Genomic DNA, 19,870 nt, shown 5'->3' with positions numbered 1-19,870 from the left:
GTTAAAAGCAACGCTAAGTGGTATAATAAGCATAAAGACTATCGAAAGAAACGGGTGAGTTGAATGTTTTCTGAACGACTTCGGGCTTTACGGCGCGGTCAACACATTACATTGGAACAATTAGCAACAGGCTTAAACGAACAACAGTCCGTGGGGCCGGATGACCATTCCAAGAATACAGCTTCGCAGATTGGCAATTGGGAGCGCGGTATTCGGACGCCTTCATTTATCGAGGTTCGTAAGCTCGCGGAATACTTCGACGTCACCATGGACTACTTGACTGGCAAGGCTGAACGTGACGAGTACGATCTTGGACGGTTATTCCTATCTGGTAAGCAACTCAGCTTCAACCGAGAATTGTTGAACGGGCGCGATCGCTATGAAATCTACCAATTGATCGATGGCTATCTACACGGCCGGGAGAACCGGGTCACGCCGCAGGATACCAATCAACAGGAAGAATTGGATCTGCATTTAGACGACCATTAACTACGATGAGTCGGCCGGTTCTCGCCGGTCGACTTTTTATTGCTCATTAAAAATAAAAATTCACTTTCGAAAGGACCCTCTCCCTTGAATCCTAAAAAACTCAAAAAGCTCAAGAAAAAGATTCGTCACCAACCCTTAACACAGCGGAAAACTACCTATATCGCACGGATGACGGACTATTATCAGCAATTCAATGACTTCCCAGCCATTAAGATTTTAATCAGTAACATTCTGCTGGCCGACCGGATGCTGGCCGCCGGTGACCTGCCACAACAAGTGCCCCTCCTTCAGCTACCTGATGATGTTCAGGACCAGATTTTCAAGAAACTAGGCGAAAAATATCCTGCTGGCGATGCGACCGGAGATAAGCTCTGGAACCAGCTAACTGCCGCTCTGCCCGACTTGGACCACGACTTGCGGTCCTTCCGTGATTACTTGGAGACTCACTACGGGATGTGGGCCTACACGTCCGCCCCGTTTGTGGCCGACCTCGCCAAGTTCGTGGGGGATCGTGCCGTGCTGGAAGTAATGGCCGGTAACGGCTACATTTCTAAAGGCCTCCGCGACGCCCACAAGACGGTCTACGCCACGGATAGTCAGGCGTGGACTAGCGAAAATGAGACCGGTCGGCATCCCTTGACGGCCATCGAGCCGCTAGCCGCCGTTGCTGCCTGGGAAAAGTATCAGGATGACATCGGTGTGGTCGTCATGTCCTGGTCCCCAGATGGCTTACCCTTAGATTGGGAGCTGCTGCAAGCCATCCGTGCCGCCAACAAGAACGTGGACTTCGTTGTCATTGGCGAACCCCATGGTGCAACCGGCTCCGAAGACTTCTGGAATCATGCCGAACTCCTGGAAAACAAAGCTACCCGTGCATTGAACCACCACTTCACACCGATTGATTTGGTCAAGGATCACGTTTACCTCGTGAAATAGCACCCGAATATGACAAATTAACAAACTAGTCGCTACCGGTTTACCTGATATTAACCTTTTGCTATTATATTAGAGGTTAACCGACATAGGGAGGGCACCATTTATGGTAGCACTGGGGAATATCTTATTTTACGGTTTGGGAACTTTACTGGCCATCGCGTTAGGTTATGCGGTGTTTGCAAGTTATCAGGCCCATCGTGATGAGTAACTAAAAAGGTGCGTCAGCCAAAAATGGTTGACGCACCTTTTCATGACTCAAAATAGTCGTATAATACTTTCAAAATATTTTGGCGCTTATCAAGAATTCGCGCAATGCTAACTTTCTTTTTAGAAAAATCTCGATCTTTTCTAACATCTGCGAGGATTACTAAGGCATATTCCAATCTCCTAAAATTTCTTCTTAATGTCTGCCAAAGTGTACGCTTTTCCTTGTCGGGCCTTTTCCATCATTTGGATTAATTCAACAGCAGCCGCTTTTTTCTGCATCAATTCATATTCGTTCAAATCTGCAGCTAATTTGCCGCATAATTTTATCGATATTCCGCCCAAACCAGAACCAGACTCAACACAAACATCAGACCAATGGCGATGGCGTGCCAACGTTTATTGCCAGCGAAAATGGCGATGTATTCACGGATAATAGCGTTGGGCAGGAAGAACTTCGCCGTGTGGGCGCCAATTCCGTTAGCTTTTATACCGGCTTTACGGGCAATCATCCCCGCGCGAAAGGTGTGGTAGCCGTTGGTCACAAAGGTTACCCTTGGCTGAACGGTGCTCCGGTCATCAATGATCTTCTTGGAAAAGACCATGTTCTCATAGGTTGTTTTCGACTGGTCTTCGGCAATCGCCTGTTCGGGCGGTAATCCGTGGTCAATGGCATACTGCCGCATGGCCACACCCTCCGGCACCGTTTCATCAGCACCTTGACCCCCGGAAAAGATGATGACGGGTCCCTGGCCAATCTTACGAACTTGCTTGCGGTAAAATTTCAAAGCGCGGTCGATCCGTTGACCCAGTAGTGGGGAGACCTCATCCCCATTTAACAGACCCGCCCCCAAGACGATCAGATAATCCTGCCGATAACGGGGATGGTTGAACTGATAAATCACCAGCATCGTTAAGTAATTATAGAACCAGAAGAGCACGTAGAAAATGATCATACCAGGAAATAAATTAACAAATGTGGCGATCGGCAACGGTAGATAAAGCGAGGTCAACCGCATGATAAACGGTGCCAGCAGAATTGCGATGCCTAGAAACAACGTCAGCATGTTGGCCAGCGTATGGCTTTCGCGCCGCCAGACGATCCACGCATTCCACAGCAAGAGGAAGGCTTGCAGCGCAAACGCCAACCCAATCAGCAGAATCACCCCGATGAAGGCAATCAAGCTAAAGCCGAACAGGAGCTTGTTGCCATACCCCATAATCGAGACGGCCAGCATGACCATGGTGCTGTAGAAAAATAGTGAGAACCAAAGACCATTACTCAGTCGCCGTTTCTCAATAGCATAACAGGTAACGAAGATAGCACCAAAAAAGAGCGGTACCAACCAGCCCCAGTAAACAACTGGGGGGATATTAAATAATTCATCTTGCATGAGACTCCTCCAAAACACTTGATAAGTTTAGGATACCACGTGCAGCCAATTGCGCCAAAAACCCCATCTGCATATTTTGATGGGTCTTTTAGTGTCTATTCGTTGTCAACCACGCCCGTTTAAAAACGGACACTTGCGAAAACCACACCCCATTGCTTTGAGCTTTCTTGGTGACAGACTTTTGGTGCCTATGAATTTCTGTCTCCTAGCACCTAATATTTTCGACAAGGTGTACACCCATACAAAATAATAAATAGAAAACTAATCAGATATGCCACGAGATAGCTCCAATTCGCCATTAACACCGTAAATATTGGTTCCTCCGGCGTTTTAAACTCCAACGCCTGGAGGCTTTGTTCATCCAAAATCCCCCTCAACACTGTTTATAGACGATGCAAATAAGGACTCATACGGTGTCAGGTGGCCATTATCAGAATTGATCACCTGCGAAAATTCTTTTGAAAATGCGAAAACCAATAGCGCCAGTCGTGCACCGTCCTTTTATAAATATCCTTGTTTTAAGGGGCTAGCCAAACTTCCGGTAGTCCCGTATACTACGCAAACCATCTGAATTTTACGACTGAACTTGCCGCTTAAATCCACTTGCGTTGTCCGTCAATTTCGCCCCATATCGGGATACGACTAAGCTTTATTTTGACCACTGAACAACGCAAAAAAGGCCGCCATAACGGCAGCCTTTTCGTGAACACCACACAGGATCTACGGGGGTAAAGGGTCGATTATTTGCTGTGTGGTGCCTTGGGATGGAGCACCGCGGCCTTTTGGGGGATTGTCTGGTCACGGCCAAGATACATCTGGTAGTACGGCGGTACGGCGTTGACGACCTTCAGGAGCTTCTCCGTCAGAGTGGGCAACTCTGCCGGATCAACCTGTGGCAAGTCGGCTACCGTCACATCGCCATGGATGCCCTGGAACCGCTTGAGCCGTTCCAAGAGGTACCGGATGTCGTAACGCGAGGGGTTGACTTCCAGTGGCTTCTTGTCGAAGTTCAGCAGTTGATAAACGGCTTCTAACCCGGTCCGTACGGAAGTTTCTACCGTGAAGACCACGTCATCGTCGATTTCCACAAACTGCCCTAACAGGCCCAGGTTGGTGCATCCAGCCGGCACGCCCAGCGGACGGTCGCCCGCCTTCCGTGGCATGAACTGACTGGTACAGTATGGCATCATGGCCGTCGACATGTAGGTGTGGGCGAGAACTTCATCCTTGATGTCGAGCATTCCCAGATGATAGAGCAGTTCCGTCAGGATTTCATCCCCGGTACAGTCCCACATCCGTTTCTTGATGTAGTTTCCTTCATTTTCACCATACAGGCCATAGCCCCAGCCGACTTCTTCGTCATCCGCTTGGTATGGGAAGAATGGCTTGTGGTGGATTTCAAAGGACATGTCCCAGTTGGAATCCTTGAACGTCATCAGACCACCGGTACCAGCTGGACTGCCAGACATCTCTTCGATTCGCTTGAAGAATTCAGGGTAATCCTTAACCGTTGGGAAGAACGAGATCCACTTGGTCTTGTCGATTTGACCCAGGAACTTCTCGGGATGCCCGAATTTGGCGTCCTTCTTTGCTAAATTCTGCCAAATGGTGAAGGTTCCCATATCCTCGGTATCCCGGTTCGTCGGCGCCACGGTATGGTTGTCGCCGAAGGTACTGTTTTCACTGATAGACCCCGTCGTGACGAACACCAAGTCCTGCCGGTTCACATGCACGTTGGCGTTACTACCGTCGCGGGTCGCAATAATTTCGTTGACCGTGTTGTTGGCATCGGAGAAGCCCAGGTCGGTCACGTTAAAGTTATTTTCAAAGTGAACACCCTGGTCGATCAACCAACGTTCGATTGGTAAGATGATGGCGTCGTATTCGTTGTACTTCGTGTGAACGAAGCCCTCTAAGTATTCGTGCCGGGAAATAAAGGTGAACCGTTGCCAGTACCGGCGACATTCGATAGCACTGTGATAGTGCTTGAAGGCCAATTGGCTGTGGAAGCAAGTCCAGAAGTTGGTACGGAAAAATTCAGGATCGAAGAATTCATCCAACCGTTTGTCGGCCAACTCCTCTTCCGTCGAGTTCACGATCAGTTGCATAGCCGCTGCGTATTCCGGTTTTAATTTATAATCATGATAATGGCTGTCGATCTCACCTTGATTAATAATGACCCGTGCTTCACTGTGAATTGGTTCGTCACGGTTGAAGTCAACCACGTCATCCAACACCGTCCGGCCTGGATTTTCCAACGATGGAATCTTACTGCAGAGGTACCACAGACATTCCATGTAGGGTTCCAACTCACGTTCAGCCCGACACAGGTAACCTTGACTGTCCTTGGTTCCGTCCATCGAGCCCCCCATAACGGGCTTCTTCTCAAAAATGGTAATGTTACGCGCTGGCATTTGCGCATCATCAATCAGAAATGCTGCTGTTGCCAATCCAGCAATCCCACCACCAACAATATTTGCACGTCGATCGTCAATCCCAGCCGGTTTTAGCGGCCGATACATCGTTTGATAGATATTCATGGAGATGACCTTCTTCGTTTTGGATTTCTTGCTTGTCTCCACGATACGGCCAGAAGAAAGCGGAAACAATTGACAGAAAAAGCGGGTTGTCAAAATTTTGACAGCTCGCTGGAAGTGTAAAATCCAATTCGGTCACATCCGCCATTTGATAAATTATCGACGACCTCGCAGATCGGCAGCTGGCGTGCTAATCGCCTACTCCGCGTATTTATGTAACGCCTTTTTAAAGTCCCCCTGAATCAACACGCCGGTCTGTTCAACGATGTCACGAGGATCCTCTTTGAGCCCGTCCTTGACCCATTCGAAGATCAACGCAATGAACGCCAGACTGTAGAAATGCGCAATGAAATCCTTGTGTTTCTGCGCCACCTGCATGCCCACTGCTTGGCGCTCAACGACGGCTAAGATGTATTGGTAGAGCACTGTATAGATGTATTTCTCTAGCAAGTCACGGTACGCCGACTGATAGGTGTTCTCTACCAGGTAGCGGTTGGCCTTGATGGTCACCATCACGTTGTAGAAGCCGTGCTGCCAATTGTCATAATCTGCGACGTTCTTGAGTGACTCAGCCGTAGCCTCCTTGGCCGTCCACTCAACCAGTTCATAGATGTCACTGAAATGATTATAAAAGGTCTGCCGTGTTAGATCACAGGCATCAACGATTGATTTGATCGTAATCTTATCGACCGGCGTCCGTTGCAACTGAGTCACCAGCGCCGCCGAAAGCTGTTGCTTGGTATTCTTTCCCATAGGTCATCGCCCCTCACAAGGCTAGTATATAATGATTGGCCGATAGGAACAATGGCCGTCAGTTATTGCTAATAACCGTTACCCATCAGTACGTAAAAAAGCCATTGCAGGTCACTTTACGACCGCAATGTTGCGCTGGCACCCTTCTGGTAAGATTTGACAACCTTGGTCAAACAAACATTTTCATACCGGCGAATCATCGTCTTTGCACGAACTGATTTGACCGTTTTGAGTGCCATCTTTAACTGTCCACGATTTATTGGTTGCGAATTAGACGGTTCCTCCAGACTATCCGCAAACACCTCAACCGCAGTACTCGTTTCTACAGAATAACCGTTAACACCACGCTTTGAGACATCTAGATGCCAAGTCAGGCCAATGCCCATTGTTATCACTAAAACCAGCAAACCCTTATACCATTTATTTGAAATTATTTTTCTCCTCCATTGCGTTTCTTCATTAGCTTTTTCTATGTATTAACTATAACATTAAAATGATATTTAGACGCACCACACATTTGAGCGTATGGATAGTTTATCACTCGTACTCGTTTAGGATACCGGCTCATATTATAGAAGAGATGTTTCACTATTTGAAACTATTCATTTCTAAATACTTTCTAAAGATATTCATTTTAAGCGTTTTCATTATCAATGAGTCTCACCGTAATCACGTTACGACCCTTGTAAAGGCGGCTAACTTTTTTGAATGACGGAATTATCTGCCAGGCCATTTACGACGCCTTGAATAAGTGACCTCATATTGCCATTCATGCACTGATTCTTCGTGGTGACCCTCAAAATTATCATAAAAAAAACGTCCAACCGGCCAAAGGCCAATCAGACGTTTTTCACACAGCATTCGTCGAAACGAATGGATTTATCTCGGAATCCACATTCCCTCAAAATCAGACACGTCACAATTCGGTGACATATGTGCCCTGCTGACAAATTCACCTAGCCGCATGTGCGGACGCCCCTTGCAAGCAAGGAACGCGTGATTTCTCGACTCATCGCATAAGAACAATAGTACCACAGCCATTGTCCCAACGCAAGCCTATTTCTTTTTTACATCGGTTTCTTCTTTATTGGTTGCGACGGCTTGGAGCTTTTCAATCTGCAAGCCTAACCAGTCATGGAGACTTTGATCGGCCGTAGCTGCCTGATCAACGTAGGTTGTAGCCGGTGCCAACGCATCGATCCGCAAGCCGGAAACGTTGATGTCTGGCGTTTCAATCACTGCGTAGACGTTGAGTTCACGCTCTTCATCCGTTTCCATGATTTTACCAATGGTCTTGGTATCCTGCAATGGCAGGTTGATGACGCTCAGTTCCAACCGCACGGAAACTTCCGTATCGGTCACGTTTAACTCAGCCTGTGCTAACTGGTCCGCACTGATCTGTTGCCGGATAAAGTCCGCCAACGGGGCCATGACGCTATCTGGATCCGCAAAGAACTTCGCTTGCGTGGTTTCCGCTGTGAAATGTTCCAGTTTATCATCTGCTACCGCGTCAATAAACGTCTGTACTTCTCGCTTCATTTACCCACCTCTTTTTGATGCTGAAATCTATCCCGATCACGCTTATCTCGCTCGCGCTTCCGCAATCGTAGCGCCAGAACCAGCCAGTAGGCGTTGGCCGCCATGACAGCGATGCTCCCTGCCGACATCAGCACCCGAATCATGAAGGTTGCCTTATCATAGCTCCACATCGTGACCAGCACACTGATCAGCGACAAAGTATAGAGCGCAATGACGAGTCCCATCAGGTAAAACGATGGCTTCCAATCCAATGCTGCCAACACAATGGTCACCGCATAAAGGCCGAAAGCCAAGAAGGTGGACCGCCAAAATTCACTCATGGACGTGGTCAAGCCGACAAACGTCCGGGACATCAGAAAATTAATAACCAGGAAACCAAACATCGAGATGATGGCCCAGGCAATCACGTTACGATCTTTCATTTAGAATTAAACTCCTCAATAAGTGCTCAGTAATTAAAAACGTGGCCACAATCGACCACGCTTTCGTCAATTTCATTTTCTATTCTAACGTATCTGACCTATAAAATCAGCAAATCTACCAATCTTAGACGATAATTAATCGACTAATAAGTCCAGGACATCTTTCGTATCGATCCCGTTGAAGTACAACTGGGTGTTGACGCTGTTCAAAACAGCGCCCACGTGCTCACGATCGTACCGCACGCCCTTGAGCTGATCCGCCAATTCCGTGACATCACTTGGCCCAAAGAAATCCCCGTAGAATTTAATATTTTCAATCTTTCCGTTGTCGACCAACAACCGGGCATCAACGGTCCCGGCTGTGAAGTGTTGACGCTTCTTGACCGTAAATTCTGGAGAATTGCCATAGACCCAGTCCCAGTTGGCGTAGTACTCGTTAAAGATTTCATCAATAGAGGCCTGTTCGCTGTCGGCAATCTGAACTTCCTTGTCCGCAATGGCATCGAGACTGTCCACATGGAACAGTTCTTTCAGCAAGGTGTCTCTGAATTCGGGCACGGTCAGGTTTTGATATTCTGGTGCTAAGTAAGGCTTTAAATTCGTGACCCGTGAGCGAACGGACTTGATCCCCTTCGACTTCATCTTGTCTTCTGGCACGTTTAACGTGTGGGCAATCACATCTTGATCCACGTCAAGCATCAACGTCCCGTGAGAGAATGTCTTGCCACTGTGTGAATACATCGCGTTTCCAGAGAACTTCTTGCCGTCAACTAAGATATCGTTTCGACCAGAGACTTCTGCCGTTTTGGCGCCCATGGCATGCAGCGCATCCACAATGGGTTGGACGAAGGATTTGAAATCGCCAAATTCTTCACTGTCGCTATCAACCACGAAGCTAAAGCAAAGATTACCGAGATCTTGATAGACCGCACCACCACCCGATAACCGACGAGTGACCGTGATGTCATTTTCCTCCACGTATTTTTGATTGATTTCTTCCAACGTGTTTTGGTTCCGACCAACGATGATGCAAGGTCCTTCGTAGTAGAACAAAACCAGTGGTTCATCGAACTTCTTATTGTTCATTAAGTACTGTTCGGTTGCTAAGTTGTGACGAATATCATGTGATTTCATGGCATACCAATACATAACTCAAAAACCCCTTTCGAATTAACCAACCGCCGGGTAACGACCCCGACTATGATAAATGATAGCACGCATTGGAACCGATTACAATTTAGCACCAATATAATGGAAAAGAGTGTGCAAACTGCCCCCGCTTGGGATGGTGGAAATGGCGTAGGGACTGGGAAGTACTGGGATTTATAGGGTTTCCTGAAAATTGTAGAAATGTCGTGGGCTTGGTGATCGTCATTTGGATAGTGGCTTAACTATCTCTTTGTGGTGCTCACCCGTTTGCGGACAGACTGGTTCGAGGATTTTCTCCTTAATTTCACATTGCCGAAACGTGCTCCACAAAGCAGCTGGTTGTGCTTAACCCCGCTAAGCCAAAAATCCAGGCCCGGGATTTTCAACTTAGCGACGTTAATGCTCGCCAGCTAATCGCTTTGTTCCGCACTCTTTTAACAAAAAAGATCCACTCGCAATCAACTGCGGGTGGATCCAGCCCCCGTCAGAGTTCACCTCTGGCGGTTATGACTGTTATTAATGATGGCCTTAGTCACCATTCGAATTTGTACCTCTATTATAACGCCGCTAACTAAAGTTTAGTAGGATTTAGCTCATAAACTAGTCGTTAAGTAGACGTTGAAAATAACCGTGGTCGTGAAGGTCCTGCTTGAGGTCGGTCATCGTGAATCGATGATAGAACTTCCGATAATCCTCATCAGCTAACGTGAATAGATCAGTCAGCGTTTGCGAAATGTTGGCGGAAATATCGGTCGTGTCTGTGGCCTTCGTGCCCTTAGAATCGCCCGTAATGAAACGCGCGTAGCTAATTGTCGGTGGAATCGTCAGGTCATAAAGCTCCCCCACGTTGATTTCATCAAGGCTCCGAATTAATTGGTACCCGCCATTTTTCCCAACGGAACCCTCAATGTAACCTTGCTTGTGCAACACGGAGAGGATGTTGCGGATCATCACCGCATTTAGTTGTAGTGACGTTGCCAGTTCGCGGCTCGCAATCTTCCGGGGACGATTCTCATCCAGATAGAGCAAGCTGTGCACGGCAACGGAAAAGTCTAATCTCATCGTCTAGCCATCGCTTTCAAAAAGTCTGTAATTAATACTGGTATCATACCACATTCCGTGACGTAACACGTCGTTCTCCGGCAATCCATGAGCAAATTCTCATCTCGAATATACATGCATATTTTTTCAAAAGCTTGTATACATCAGCCCTGTTAATCATTGGTTTAGCAAGCAAATTGCCCAACTTACAACAATTAGGTTAAATTTTTTATCATTTTATTAGTTATCTGCGAAGATTGATATAACAAAGTTTATGAGGATTTTATGAATAAATTATGACCACTTTTAAGAATTAAGGGGTTGTAAATGAGAATTTGATTAACTATAATCAAAAACAATTATTGTTCAGGAGCAAATTGAATACGCAAATGCGTTTATTCATCGGGCTTCATCTACAAATGAGAGGTAGATTAGAACATTGGGAGGGATTTCCGTGGAAACCGCATCAAACTTTCTAAACATTAAGGACGTCAGCACGGCTTTCAAGATTAATGGCCAGTACTACGACGCCATCTCCCACATTAACCTCCAGGTCCAACACGACGAAATTCTCGCCATCGTTGGTGAATCAGGTTGTGGTAAAAGTACCCTGGCCACTACCATCATGGGTCTCCATGATCCGGCAGAGACTAAAATTTCCGGTGAAGTAGACTTTGAAGGCACCGACCTCCTCAAGTTAGATGAAAAAGGTTATAACCAATTCCGGGGCGCTAAAATCGGGATGATCTTCCAAGATCCTTTATCAGCTTTGAATCCTTTAAAGAGAATTGAAGACCAAATCAGTGAAGTCATGGACTATCACACCGACCTATCCGCTGAAGACAAGCACAACCGCGTTATGGAACTGTTAAACCAAGTTGGGATTGTCAATCCCCAACGAACGGCGCGCCAATTTCCTCACGAACTTTCCGGTGGGATGCGTCAACGGGTCATTATTGCCATCGCGATTGCTTGCAAACCAGACTTAATTATCGCCGACGAACCCACCACGGCGCTGGACGTAACCATTCAGGCCCAGATTCTGGACGTGCTGCGTGACATTCAAAAGGAAAACCACGCGGGCATCATCCTCATTACCCATGATTTAGGCGTCGTTGCTGAGACGGCCGACCGCGTTGCCGTCATGTATGCCGGCCAAATCGTCGAACAGGGGACGGCCGAACAGGTCTTCAACACCCCTGAGCATCCCTACACGCGATCTCTACTCCGGTCAATGCCCCAACGAGACAACGAAAACGATGACCTCTACGTCATCAAGGGTAACGTACCTTCCCTACAAAAGATGCCAGCTAAGGGCGATCGGTTCGCTCCCCGAATTCCTTGGGTCCCCGCCGAAGCTCATGAAGAAAATCCGACTATGCACGAGGTAGCACCGGGCCACGAAGTCCGCTGCACCTGCTACAAACATTTCCAGTTTCCAGATGAACAAGGGAGCGTGACGGTATGAGCTTAATCGAAATTAAAGATTTAAAAGTCCACTACCCGATTCGCTCCGGATTCTGGAACCGGATCACTGATTCCGTTCGAGCCGTGGATGGTGTCAGCTTCAACATTGAAGCTGGCGAAACCTACGGACTGGTTGGCGAATCCGGCTCTGGTAAGTCCACCACGGGCAAATCCGTGGTTGGTCTGGAAAAAGTGACGAGCGGTTCAATCATGTACAAGGGTCTCGACATCACCAAAGCAGAGAACCGGCATAAATTGGATTATAACCACGACGTTCAGATGATCTTCCAAGATTCCCTATCGAGTTTGAATCCGCGAAAGCGAATCGAAGACATCATCGCCGAGCCACTCCGTAACTTTGAGCATCTCAGCAAGGACGACGAGAAATTACGCGTTTTGCAATTATTAAATATCGTTGGGCTGGATGCCGATGCCTTATACAAGTACCCCCACCAATTCTCCGGTGGCCAACGGCAACGAATTGGGGTCGCCCGTGCGGTGGCCACCAATCCTAAGTTGATTATCGCTGATGAACCCGTCTCTGCGCTCGACCTTTCCGTTCAAGCGCAGGTGTTGAACTTCATGAAGAAGATTCAACGGGAATTCGGCATCTCCTACTTATTTATTTCCCATGACTTAGGGGTCGTGCGACACATGTGCAGCAACATTGCCATCATGAATCGTGGCCGACTGGTCGAGATTGGAACCCGGGACGATATTTATAATCATCCCCTCCACATCTACACTAAGCGGCTCTTAGCTGCCATCCCCGAAACCAACGTCAACTCCCGTGAGGCCCACCGTGCTTCTCGGTTAGCCGTTGAACAGGTCTACCAAGACCAACAAAGTAAGTACTACGACGAGAACGGTGCGGCCTACCCCTTAGTGCAGGTCACTCCAACGCACGCCGTCGCCTTACCACAAAATATCGCGCAACAACTCGCTAACCAGGAAGGGGAGGTGCAGGCCTAATGTGGAAAACGATTCTACGGCGTTTCTTGATCATGATTCCCGAAGTCATTGTCCTAAGTATTCTGGTCTTCCTCTTAGCCAAGGCGATGCCCGGTGACCCATTTACTGGCTCCATCAACCCCAAGGCGGACCCCGCACAGATTCACCATTTGATGAAGATCAACGGCTTGTACGACCCTTGGTACCAACAGTATTGGAACTGGGTCGTCCACTTGTTCCACGGTAACTTAGGGAACAGTTATCAATATCAGGAACCCGTTACCCGACTGATCGGTGGCCGGGCCGCCAACACCTTATGGTTAGCCCTCTTCACTATGATTCTGACCTACGCTTTCGCCTTACCAATGGGCGTCTATGCCGGTCGACATGAAGGTAAGTTACCCGACGCCATTATCCGGGTCTACACCTACGTCACCTACTGTATTCCCTTCTTCGTTATCTTAGTTATCGGAATCTGGATCTTTGGTTACGTTCTGGGCTGGTTCCCCACGACCGGATCAATATCGTCGGACGCAACCGGTTGGCTACATACCTTCGGGTCGCGTTTCTACCATATTCTGTTACCTGGTCTACTCGGTGCCTTGTTCGGAACTGTCAACATTGTCCAATACTTACGTTCCGAAGTCATTGATTCCAAGCATTCTGACTACGTGCGGACGGCACGTTCTAAGGGTGTCCCAAGCAAGGACATCTACCGTCACCACATCTTCCGGAATTCCTTACTTCCAATTGCCGCTTTCGCTGGTTACTCGATCACCGGTCTGTTAAACGGGTCGATCTTTACCGAAACGGTCTTCTCCTATCCCGGGATGGGTTTGCTCTTCGTGAACTCCATCAGCTACCGAGACTACACGGTCATTACCGCATTAGTCCTGATTTACGGGATTTTGAACCTAATTGGAACGTTACTCTCAGATATTATTCTCAGCATTGTTGATCCACGAATTCGAATCCAGTAAAGGAGGCTAAAACAGAATGGCAGAAAATTTCGAACAACACTCAGACATTTCCGCAGCTGATTTAGCCCGGCTGACGCAAGAGGCTCAGGCGGAAGCCACCCCTTCGACGGCTAAAATCATCTGGAGTGAATTCAAGGCGGACAGACCCGCCATGGCGGCACTCATTATTATTGTCGGTTTCATTCTCTTCGTTATGATTGGGGCCTTGTTCATCAATACTCCAAAAATGATGGAGACCAACATCATGGGTTACTTCAACCAACCCTTTACCGCGGACTATTGGCTTGGCGCCGATTCCGCCGGCCGCTCAGTTGCTAAACAATTGATTGTGGGATCGCGGAACTCAATTGGGATCGCCATCGGCTTGACCGTGATCTCATCCACCTTCGGGATCTGTTGGGGCCTGATTTCCGGATACTTCAACGGGTACATTGATTGGGGCATGCAACGGGTCTACGACTTCATGATGATGTTACCAATGACTATGATGATCATTGTCTTGGTCACCATCATCCCGCACTACAACTCCGTTACTTTAACGTTCATCTTCTCCATCTTCTACTGGGAAGGCACGTCACGGCTGATTCGATCACGGACTTTAGCTGAATCGGAAAAGGACTACGTGGCCGCCTCCAAAGCTTCCGGAACCAGTCATTGGAAGATCATCTTTAGAGAAATCATGCCGAATATTTCGTCGTTGATCATCGTGGATTGTACCCTGTCCTTCGCCGAAAACATCGGGGTTGAAACCGGGCTTTCCTACCTGGGATTCGGGCTACCTAGCCAGACACCTTCCTTAGGGACCATGATTGCCAATGCCAACGACCCTAACAACATCACCCAATACTGGTGGACGTGGTTACCGGCCGCACTCGAGATTATTATTCTTTGTTTATCAATTAGTTATGTTGGCCAAGTTCTGCGTCGCGCTGCGGATTCATCACAACGGCAAGGTTCCGTCAACTAGTCCTTCAAAAGTCATAACCCATTTGAGGAGATGGTGCCCACTCAAGCAGTACCTTTTCAGCCCAGTGTCGTGACGAGTGATCCTGAGGAGAATTACCCGCCTGTCTCATCTAGAGGATTTTAAAAATCAAGGGGGAAACATAGTATGGATAAGAAAAAGCTCGCATTGTCTGCGATGGCGGTTCTCGCAACCGTTAGTCTCGCAGCATGTTCCAGCAAAAGTTCATCCAGTTCTAAGAGCGGAACCAGTGGTGCTTCCGTTCAACTGAAGGCTGCCTATAAGAACACCAAGGCAACCGACAAGACTGCGACAAAGAACAGTACATTGAAGCTTGCCGAACCAAATGACTCGCCATTCCAAGGGATCGCTGACCCTGTTCTGTCGACTAACTCCGAAGATGCCGACGTCTTCTCACCTGGTGGTGACCAACCCGGCAACATTAACGGTCTGTTCCACACTGACAAGAACTTCAAGATTATCAAGGGGGGCTTAGCCAACCAAACGATCAATAAGAAGGCTAAGACCGTCACGATCACCTTACGGAAAGACGCCAAGTGGTCCAACGGTTCTGCTGTAACTGCTAAAGATATCGAATACCCTTACGAAGTGATCGCTAACAAGAACACGACTTCTCAACAATACTCTGCAGACTACAATGCCATCAAAGGGATGTCTGCCTACCATACGGGTAGTGCCAAGACCATCTCTGGGATTACCTTCCCCGATGGCCAGACGGGCCGGACTGCCGTTATTCACTTAACCAAGGTCACCCCTGCCATGCAGTATTTGGGCAACTCCTTTATCTGGGGTAGCGTTGAACCTTACAACTACATCAAGAACGTGTCGATTGCTAAGTTAGCTTCATCCAAGCAAATTCGGAAGAACCCACTCTTCACGGGTCCTTACAAGTTGGATAAGGTTGTCGAAGGTGAATCCACGACTTGGTCACCAAACAAGTACTACTACGGCAAGACGCCACAGATCAAGCACATCTCGATCAACGTGGTTTCTTCTAATAACATCGACAAAGCCATCCAATCTAACAAGTATGATTTCACTGTGCCTAACAGTGTCATGCATGGGACTGACTACAAGCAATTGAAGAGTGTTAAGAACTACAAGATTGTGGGTCAACCTGCCTTGTCATACGACTACTTTGGCTTTAATGTCGGTCACTACGACACGAAGACGCAAAAGAACGTCATGGACAAGAACAGCAAGATGGCAAATAAGAGCTTGCGTCAAGCCATGATGTACGCCTTGAACCTCGATGCCATCAGCAAGAAGTTCGGGAACGGGGTTACTTGGCGTGCTAACACCTTGATCCCACCGATCTTCACCAAGTACTGGGATTCTTCAGCCAAAGGTTACCCTCTGAACATCAAGAAGGCTGACAAGTTACTGTCTGACGCCGGTTACAAGAAACGTAACGGTAGCAAGTGGCGTTCCGATCCTAATGGCAAGAAGCTAACTATCTACTTCGGTGCCATGACTGGGACTTCCGCCCAAGCTGCCGAATACCAAGACTACCTGCAACAATGGCACAAGGTTGGCTTGAACGTTCAATTTACCGGTGGTAAGACGATGGAAATGAACAGTTTCTACTCTACTTTACAAGCACCAAAGCAAAGCAAGATTGACGTCTACGCCGCTGCCTGGGGCTTGTCATCCGAACCTACCCCTACGCAAATGTACGGTGAAGATGCTACCTACAACATGGGTCACTTCGTCTCCAAGAAGAATACCCAGTTGATGGCCAACATGAACAACAGCAAGGCTTGGAACGAAGCTTACCGTGCCAAGGCCTTCAAGCAATGGCAGAAGTACATGAACGAACAAGCTGCCGTTGCACCAGATTCATTCAGTTACAACTGGGGTCCTGTCAACAAGCGAGTTAAGGGCTTTGATATGGGCGCTGCTAACGCCAACTTCTGGACTAACCTGTCATTGACTTCTTCAAGCATGAAGTAAGCTGAGACACCGTTAGTTTCACTGGAACCGTCGTTTCCTTCGGGATACGACGGTTTTTGTTGTCCTTAAGATTAAAGACTGCCGTCTGCGATTGCCAGCGATTCCGTCTGCTATGGGGACCGCCTTCAGCCAAAGTACGGGCTTCAAGGTCACCCCATATTGTAAGACCGGGAAAGAACAAATGCCCGACCTAACAACATCGACACAACTGACTGCATCCCTGGCCTCCTCCGGCTAAGAATGGTTTAACCCTAAGGACAACACCACCAAACGTGCAACTTCTATGCGACATCGCTCTCACATGCCATAGCAACTCCCCTTCTTCATTCCAGCTTCTGTATTCGCCACTATACGCGAATACCTAGTAAGCACCAAGCACTAAGTCTCCGCCACATCAGCCTTTATAAGTATTTTAATAACGCCGGAGGTCACGGCACACTAACCACCAGGTGCCAAATTTTTCGACTGAGATACTCCCCGATATTTATTCTGTTATAGCGCCTGCCACCCGTTAGCCAACCTCCCCAACCCAGTCGTCGGAATGGCGATAATCCCCGTTAGGTTCGATACTGGGGTTACTTTTAGTTACATGGGAGATGCATTGCCATGACCACTGCCAATCCCCATTGGGATCAAATCCAACACGCTGCCGTTGATCGCTTGCGCCGCGCTCACCACCATCTCTGGGAAAATATCAGTATCTACCTCGGTCTCTTCGCCGTGGAGTTTTTCTGCGCACAGGTTGGGCATTCTCAGGTGCTTCAGGCCGACGCCTTTAATAATCTCTCCGGTATCTTTTCCACTGGTCTTCTCATGACCGGACTGTACATTGCAGCTAAGACCAAAGACGACGATCTCTGGGGTGCCCCCATTTCCAAGGAGGAGCAGGTCACCCTAGGTCCCCGCATCCAGCAGTCGCGCTTTCGCTTTGAAACCATTTACACGCTGATTGCTGGCCTGGTCATGGTAATCATTGCCGCCGATATCATCTACAAGGCTCTGCTCGTCTTGATTCAGCGACCGACCTATCACTTGGAACAAAGCGTTGCCGTTGTTGGCGCACTGATTTCCGGAATCCTTCTGACTGGGCTGTGGCTCTCCAATCGTCATTGGGCCAAAGTACTTGCCAACACTGCGCTAACCGCGGCGGCCCGTGATTCCCTGACAGACGCGCTGACCAGCGTCGTGACCGTCCTGACTATCATTAGTGTGGCCTGGTTGCGGGCAACTTGGCTCGATGGCTTAGCCAGTCTGATTCTAGGCTGCTACATTCTCTACACGGGAATCAAGATTTTTCGGACCAGCAGTCTGAACCTCGTCGACTACTTCGATCCTCAGCTGGAACACCGCTACCGCCAACAGATTGCCGCCTTTCCTGGTGTGCGTTCGGTGGTCTTTCTCAAGGCTTACTACGATGGCAATCTCATCATGGTCAGCGTCACCGTCGCCGTCGATCCGCAAATGACAGCTGACACAATTTACGACATGACCCGTCAGATTGATCGTGTCATGCAACGCCGTTTCAACGTGGCCGCCACGGCCTTGATGGTCGTCCCGTGGGATCGCGTCTAATTCTGTAATGAAAGAAGCTGGCCTGATGATGAAGATAAAACATACGTCAATTTCCACCACGCTCCTCGTATGGATCGGTATGCTAGGCTTCATGTTGCTTATGAGCCGAATACTGGTGTCCTGCCACCTTAACTTAAACCCCCGCGATGTTCTGGAGGATGGCCTCTCACTACTCGTATTGGCAGGCCTCCTTCATTTCTGGCTGGACACCCCTCTCTTCTGGCGACCGCGGATATCCTTTCCACGTCAGTTGCTCATCAACCTCCTGCCGTTATTCTACCTCGGTTTTTTAACCCTTTCCGTCTCGCTCAGGGGTCCCTTATCCCTACAACACACGCTGACGGGCCTTGCCGTTGCCCCGGTCGTGGCTCTCTACGAGGAAACCCTTTTTCGTGGTTATATTCTGGAAAGTTTCCTTCGCCTGAGCAAATTCAGTAATGTCCTGCCCGCCGTCTTCTGGAGTAGCTTACTCTTTGGGCTCTCTCATCTGATGAATCTCGCCCGGCAAGATCTCCCTACAACGCTGTATCAAGTTGGCTTTACCTTTGGCCTCGGCACCCTGTACGCAGCCATTTACTTACGGACGGGCAGCTTATGGTGGCCGATTGTCCTCCATTTCGCCAATGATTTCATCGTTCTAGCTGGAACGGGATCTGTTGTTCAGGTAGCCCCTAACCTATTTACCATCAGTTTTAGTGCCATTGAATTTCTCGTCGAACTGGCTACCGTCTTCTGGTTATTGCGGCCAAAACAACGGAAAAACATCGCCACGCATTTTCAATTGTGAGCGGCAGATTTTTTTACAATCCATCAACCCCCTTAATTGCGGCTTTTTCACGTCCTTTCACTGCGGGACGTGCAATTAAGTGCTTACACATTCGCCAATAAATGATATAGTATAGGTAAAGTATCATCATGTCTCGTGAAGGGGTGGCATTCTTTATGTTACAACAATACAAGAACATTCTGGTTCCCGTTGACGGTTCTAAGGCAACCCAACCAGTTTTAGAAAAAGCAATCGAAGTCGCTAAACGTAACCAAACACATCTTGATATCTTAAACGTCCTCGAAGTTAACCAATTTAGCGATACTTATGGTGGCGCTGTGAGTGGTGATGTCATTTACAAGCTCTCACAAGACGTTCAAGACCGGTTGGAAAGCTTGAAGCAACAAGCAATCAATGCCGGTGTTCCCGATGTCAGCATTCACGTGCGTTTCGGAAATCCTAAGCCAGTTATTGCGCGGGAATTCCCTGCAGATCACGGTTCAGAATTAATCGTGATTGGCTCAACTGGTCTGACCGCCGTTGAACGGTTAATGGTCGGCTCAGTTACCAACTACGTCAGCCGTTCCGCTATTTGTGACGTGCTGATCGTCAAACCAGAACTTACGAAATAACAGTTAACTTAAAATGACCCGCCGCTTTTGCGGTGGGTCATTTTGTCTGGTCAGGACTCATTTCTGGCCGATCTAACCATTTCTTTGAAAAGGAGTCTCT

18 protein-coding genes are annotated in these 19,870 nt (G+C 48.2%); 10 read left to right on the top strand and 8 right to left on the bottom strand.

The features are described from left to right. Positions 1-63: 63 nt before the first annotated feature. Together ACKTSF_RS08505 and ACKTSF_RS08500 are read left to right on the top strand one after the other, a co-directional pair. Entirely contained in the window at positions 64-489 is a 426-nt protein-coding gene (locus ACKTSF_RS08505; protein ID WP_407888487.1) for a helix-turn-helix domain-containing protein, read from the top strand. Positions 490-573: 84 nt separating this feature from the next. Next, on the top strand, positions 574-1,425 hold the full coding sequence (locus ACKTSF_RS08500) for an SAM-dependent methyltransferase (RefSeq protein ID WP_407888485.1): 852 nt from the start codon (positions 574-576) through the stop codon (positions 1,423-1,425). Positions 1,426-1,955: 530 nt separating this feature from the next. Here ACKTSF_RS08500 and ACKTSF_RS08495 read toward each other — a convergent pair. From ACKTSF_RS08495 to ACKTSF_RS08460, 8 genes are all read right to left on the bottom strand, one after another. Then, entirely contained in the window at positions 1,956-3,023 is a 1,068-nt protein-coding gene (locus ACKTSF_RS08495; protein ID WP_407888483.1) for a YdcF family protein, read from the bottom strand. Between the two features lie 740 nt (positions 3,024-3,763). Further along, positions 3,764-5,563 (bottom strand): oleate hydratase, encoded by a 1,800-nt coding sequence (locus tag ACKTSF_RS08490; RefSeq protein WP_407888481.1) that lies wholly within the window; start codon positions 5,561-5,563, stop codon positions 3,764-3,766. 195 nt (positions 5,564-5,758) lie between these two features. Further along, positions 5,759-6,313 carry a TetR/AcrR family transcriptional regulator gene (locus ACKTSF_RS08485; RefSeq protein ID WP_407888479.1) on the bottom strand — a complete coding sequence of 185 codons (555 nt, stop codon included), beginning with the start codon at positions 6,311-6,313 and terminating at the stop codon, positions 5,759-5,761. A gap of 116 nt (positions 6,314-6,429) precedes the next feature. Continuing rightward, complete coding sequence (locus ACKTSF_RS08480) at positions 6,430-6,552, bottom strand: hypothetical protein (protein ID WP_407888478.1); 123 nt, start codon at positions 6,550-6,552, stop codon at positions 6,430-6,432. 817 nt (positions 6,553-7,369) lie between these two features. Beyond that, positions 7,370-7,852 (bottom strand): hypothetical protein, encoded by a 483-nt coding sequence (locus tag ACKTSF_RS08475; RefSeq protein WP_407888476.1) that lies wholly within the window; start codon positions 7,850-7,852, stop codon positions 7,370-7,372. Continuing rightward, positions 7,849-8,274 (bottom strand): hypothetical protein, encoded by a 426-nt coding sequence (locus ACKTSF_RS08470; protein ID WP_407888474.1) that lies wholly within the window; start codon positions 8,272-8,274, stop codon positions 7,849-7,851. The genes ACKTSF_RS08475 and ACKTSF_RS08470 overlap by 4 nt, the downstream gene beginning before the upstream one ends. A gap of 135 nt (positions 8,275-8,409) precedes the next feature. Further along, positions 8,410-9,423 (bottom strand): lipoate--protein ligase, encoded by a 1,014-nt coding sequence (gene lplA, locus ACKTSF_RS08465; protein ID WP_407888472.1) that lies wholly within the window; start codon positions 9,421-9,423, stop codon positions 8,410-8,412. Between the two features lie 600 nt (positions 9,424-10,023). Continuing rightward, positions 10,024-10,485 carry an RrF2 family transcriptional regulator gene (locus ACKTSF_RS08460; protein WP_407888470.1) on the bottom strand — a complete coding sequence of 154 codons (462 nt, stop codon included), beginning with the start codon at positions 10,483-10,485 and terminating at the stop codon, positions 10,024-10,026. 433 nt (positions 10,486-10,918) lie between these two features. Here ACKTSF_RS08460 and ACKTSF_RS08455 point away from each other — a divergent pair, with 433 nt between their 5' ends. The 8 genes from ACKTSF_RS08455 (at position 10,919) to ACKTSF_RS08420 (ending at position 19,770) form a co-directional block, all read left to right on the top strand. Beyond that, entirely contained in the window at positions 10,919-11,932 is a 1,014-nt protein-coding gene (locus tag ACKTSF_RS08455) for an ABC transporter ATP-binding protein (protein WP_407888468.1), read from the top strand. After that, positions 11,929-12,903: an ATP-binding cassette domain-containing protein gene (locus ACKTSF_RS08450; protein WP_407888466.1), complete on the top strand. Its 975-nt coding sequence runs from the start codon at positions 11,929-11,931 to the stop codon at positions 12,901-12,903. Before ACKTSF_RS08455 ends, ACKTSF_RS08450 begins: the two co-directional genes overlap by 4 nt. After that, a complete protein-coding gene (locus tag ACKTSF_RS08445; protein ID WP_407888464.1) occupies positions 12,903-13,862 on the top strand; it encodes an ABC transporter permease in 960 nt (319 codons plus the stop codon). Before ACKTSF_RS08450 ends, ACKTSF_RS08445 begins: the two co-directional genes overlap by 1 nt. A gap of 16 nt (positions 13,863-13,878) precedes the next feature. After that, complete coding sequence (locus ACKTSF_RS08440; RefSeq protein WP_407888462.1) at positions 13,879-14,829, top strand: ABC transporter permease; 951 nt, start codon at positions 13,879-13,881, stop codon at positions 14,827-14,829. Positions 14,830-14,973: 144 nt separating this feature from the next. Continuing rightward, a complete protein-coding gene (locus ACKTSF_RS08435) occupies positions 14,974-16,800 on the top strand; it encodes an oligopeptide ABC transporter substrate-binding protein (RefSeq protein WP_407888460.1) in 1,827 nt (608 codons plus the stop codon). Positions 16,801-17,406: 606 nt separating this feature from the next. Beyond that, a complete protein-coding gene (locus tag ACKTSF_RS08430; RefSeq protein WP_407888458.1) occupies positions 17,407-18,372 on the top strand; it encodes a cation diffusion facilitator family transporter in 966 nt (321 codons plus the stop codon). 7 nt (positions 18,373-18,379) lie between these two features. Beyond that, positions 18,380-19,159 (top strand): CPBP family intramembrane glutamic endopeptidase, encoded by a 780-nt coding sequence (locus tag ACKTSF_RS08425; RefSeq protein WP_407888456.1) that lies wholly within the window; start codon positions 18,380-18,382, stop codon positions 19,157-19,159. Positions 19,160-19,314: 155 nt separating this feature from the next. Continuing rightward, positions 19,315-19,770, top strand: coding sequence for a universal stress protein (locus ACKTSF_RS08420; protein ID WP_020089089.1), 456 nt, complete (start codon positions 19,315-19,317; stop codon positions 19,768-19,770). Positions 19,771-19,870 lie beyond the last annotated feature (100 nt).

Origin of the sequence: Levilactobacillus muriae, assembly GCF_045862015.1 — a bacterium.
Lineage (GTDB): Bacteria > Bacillota > Bacilli > Lactobacillales > Lactobacillaceae > Levilactobacillus > Levilactobacillus muriae.
The sequence above is the reverse complement of the archived record's forward strand: the minus strand, read 5'-3'. Positions and strand labels throughout refer to the sequence as shown.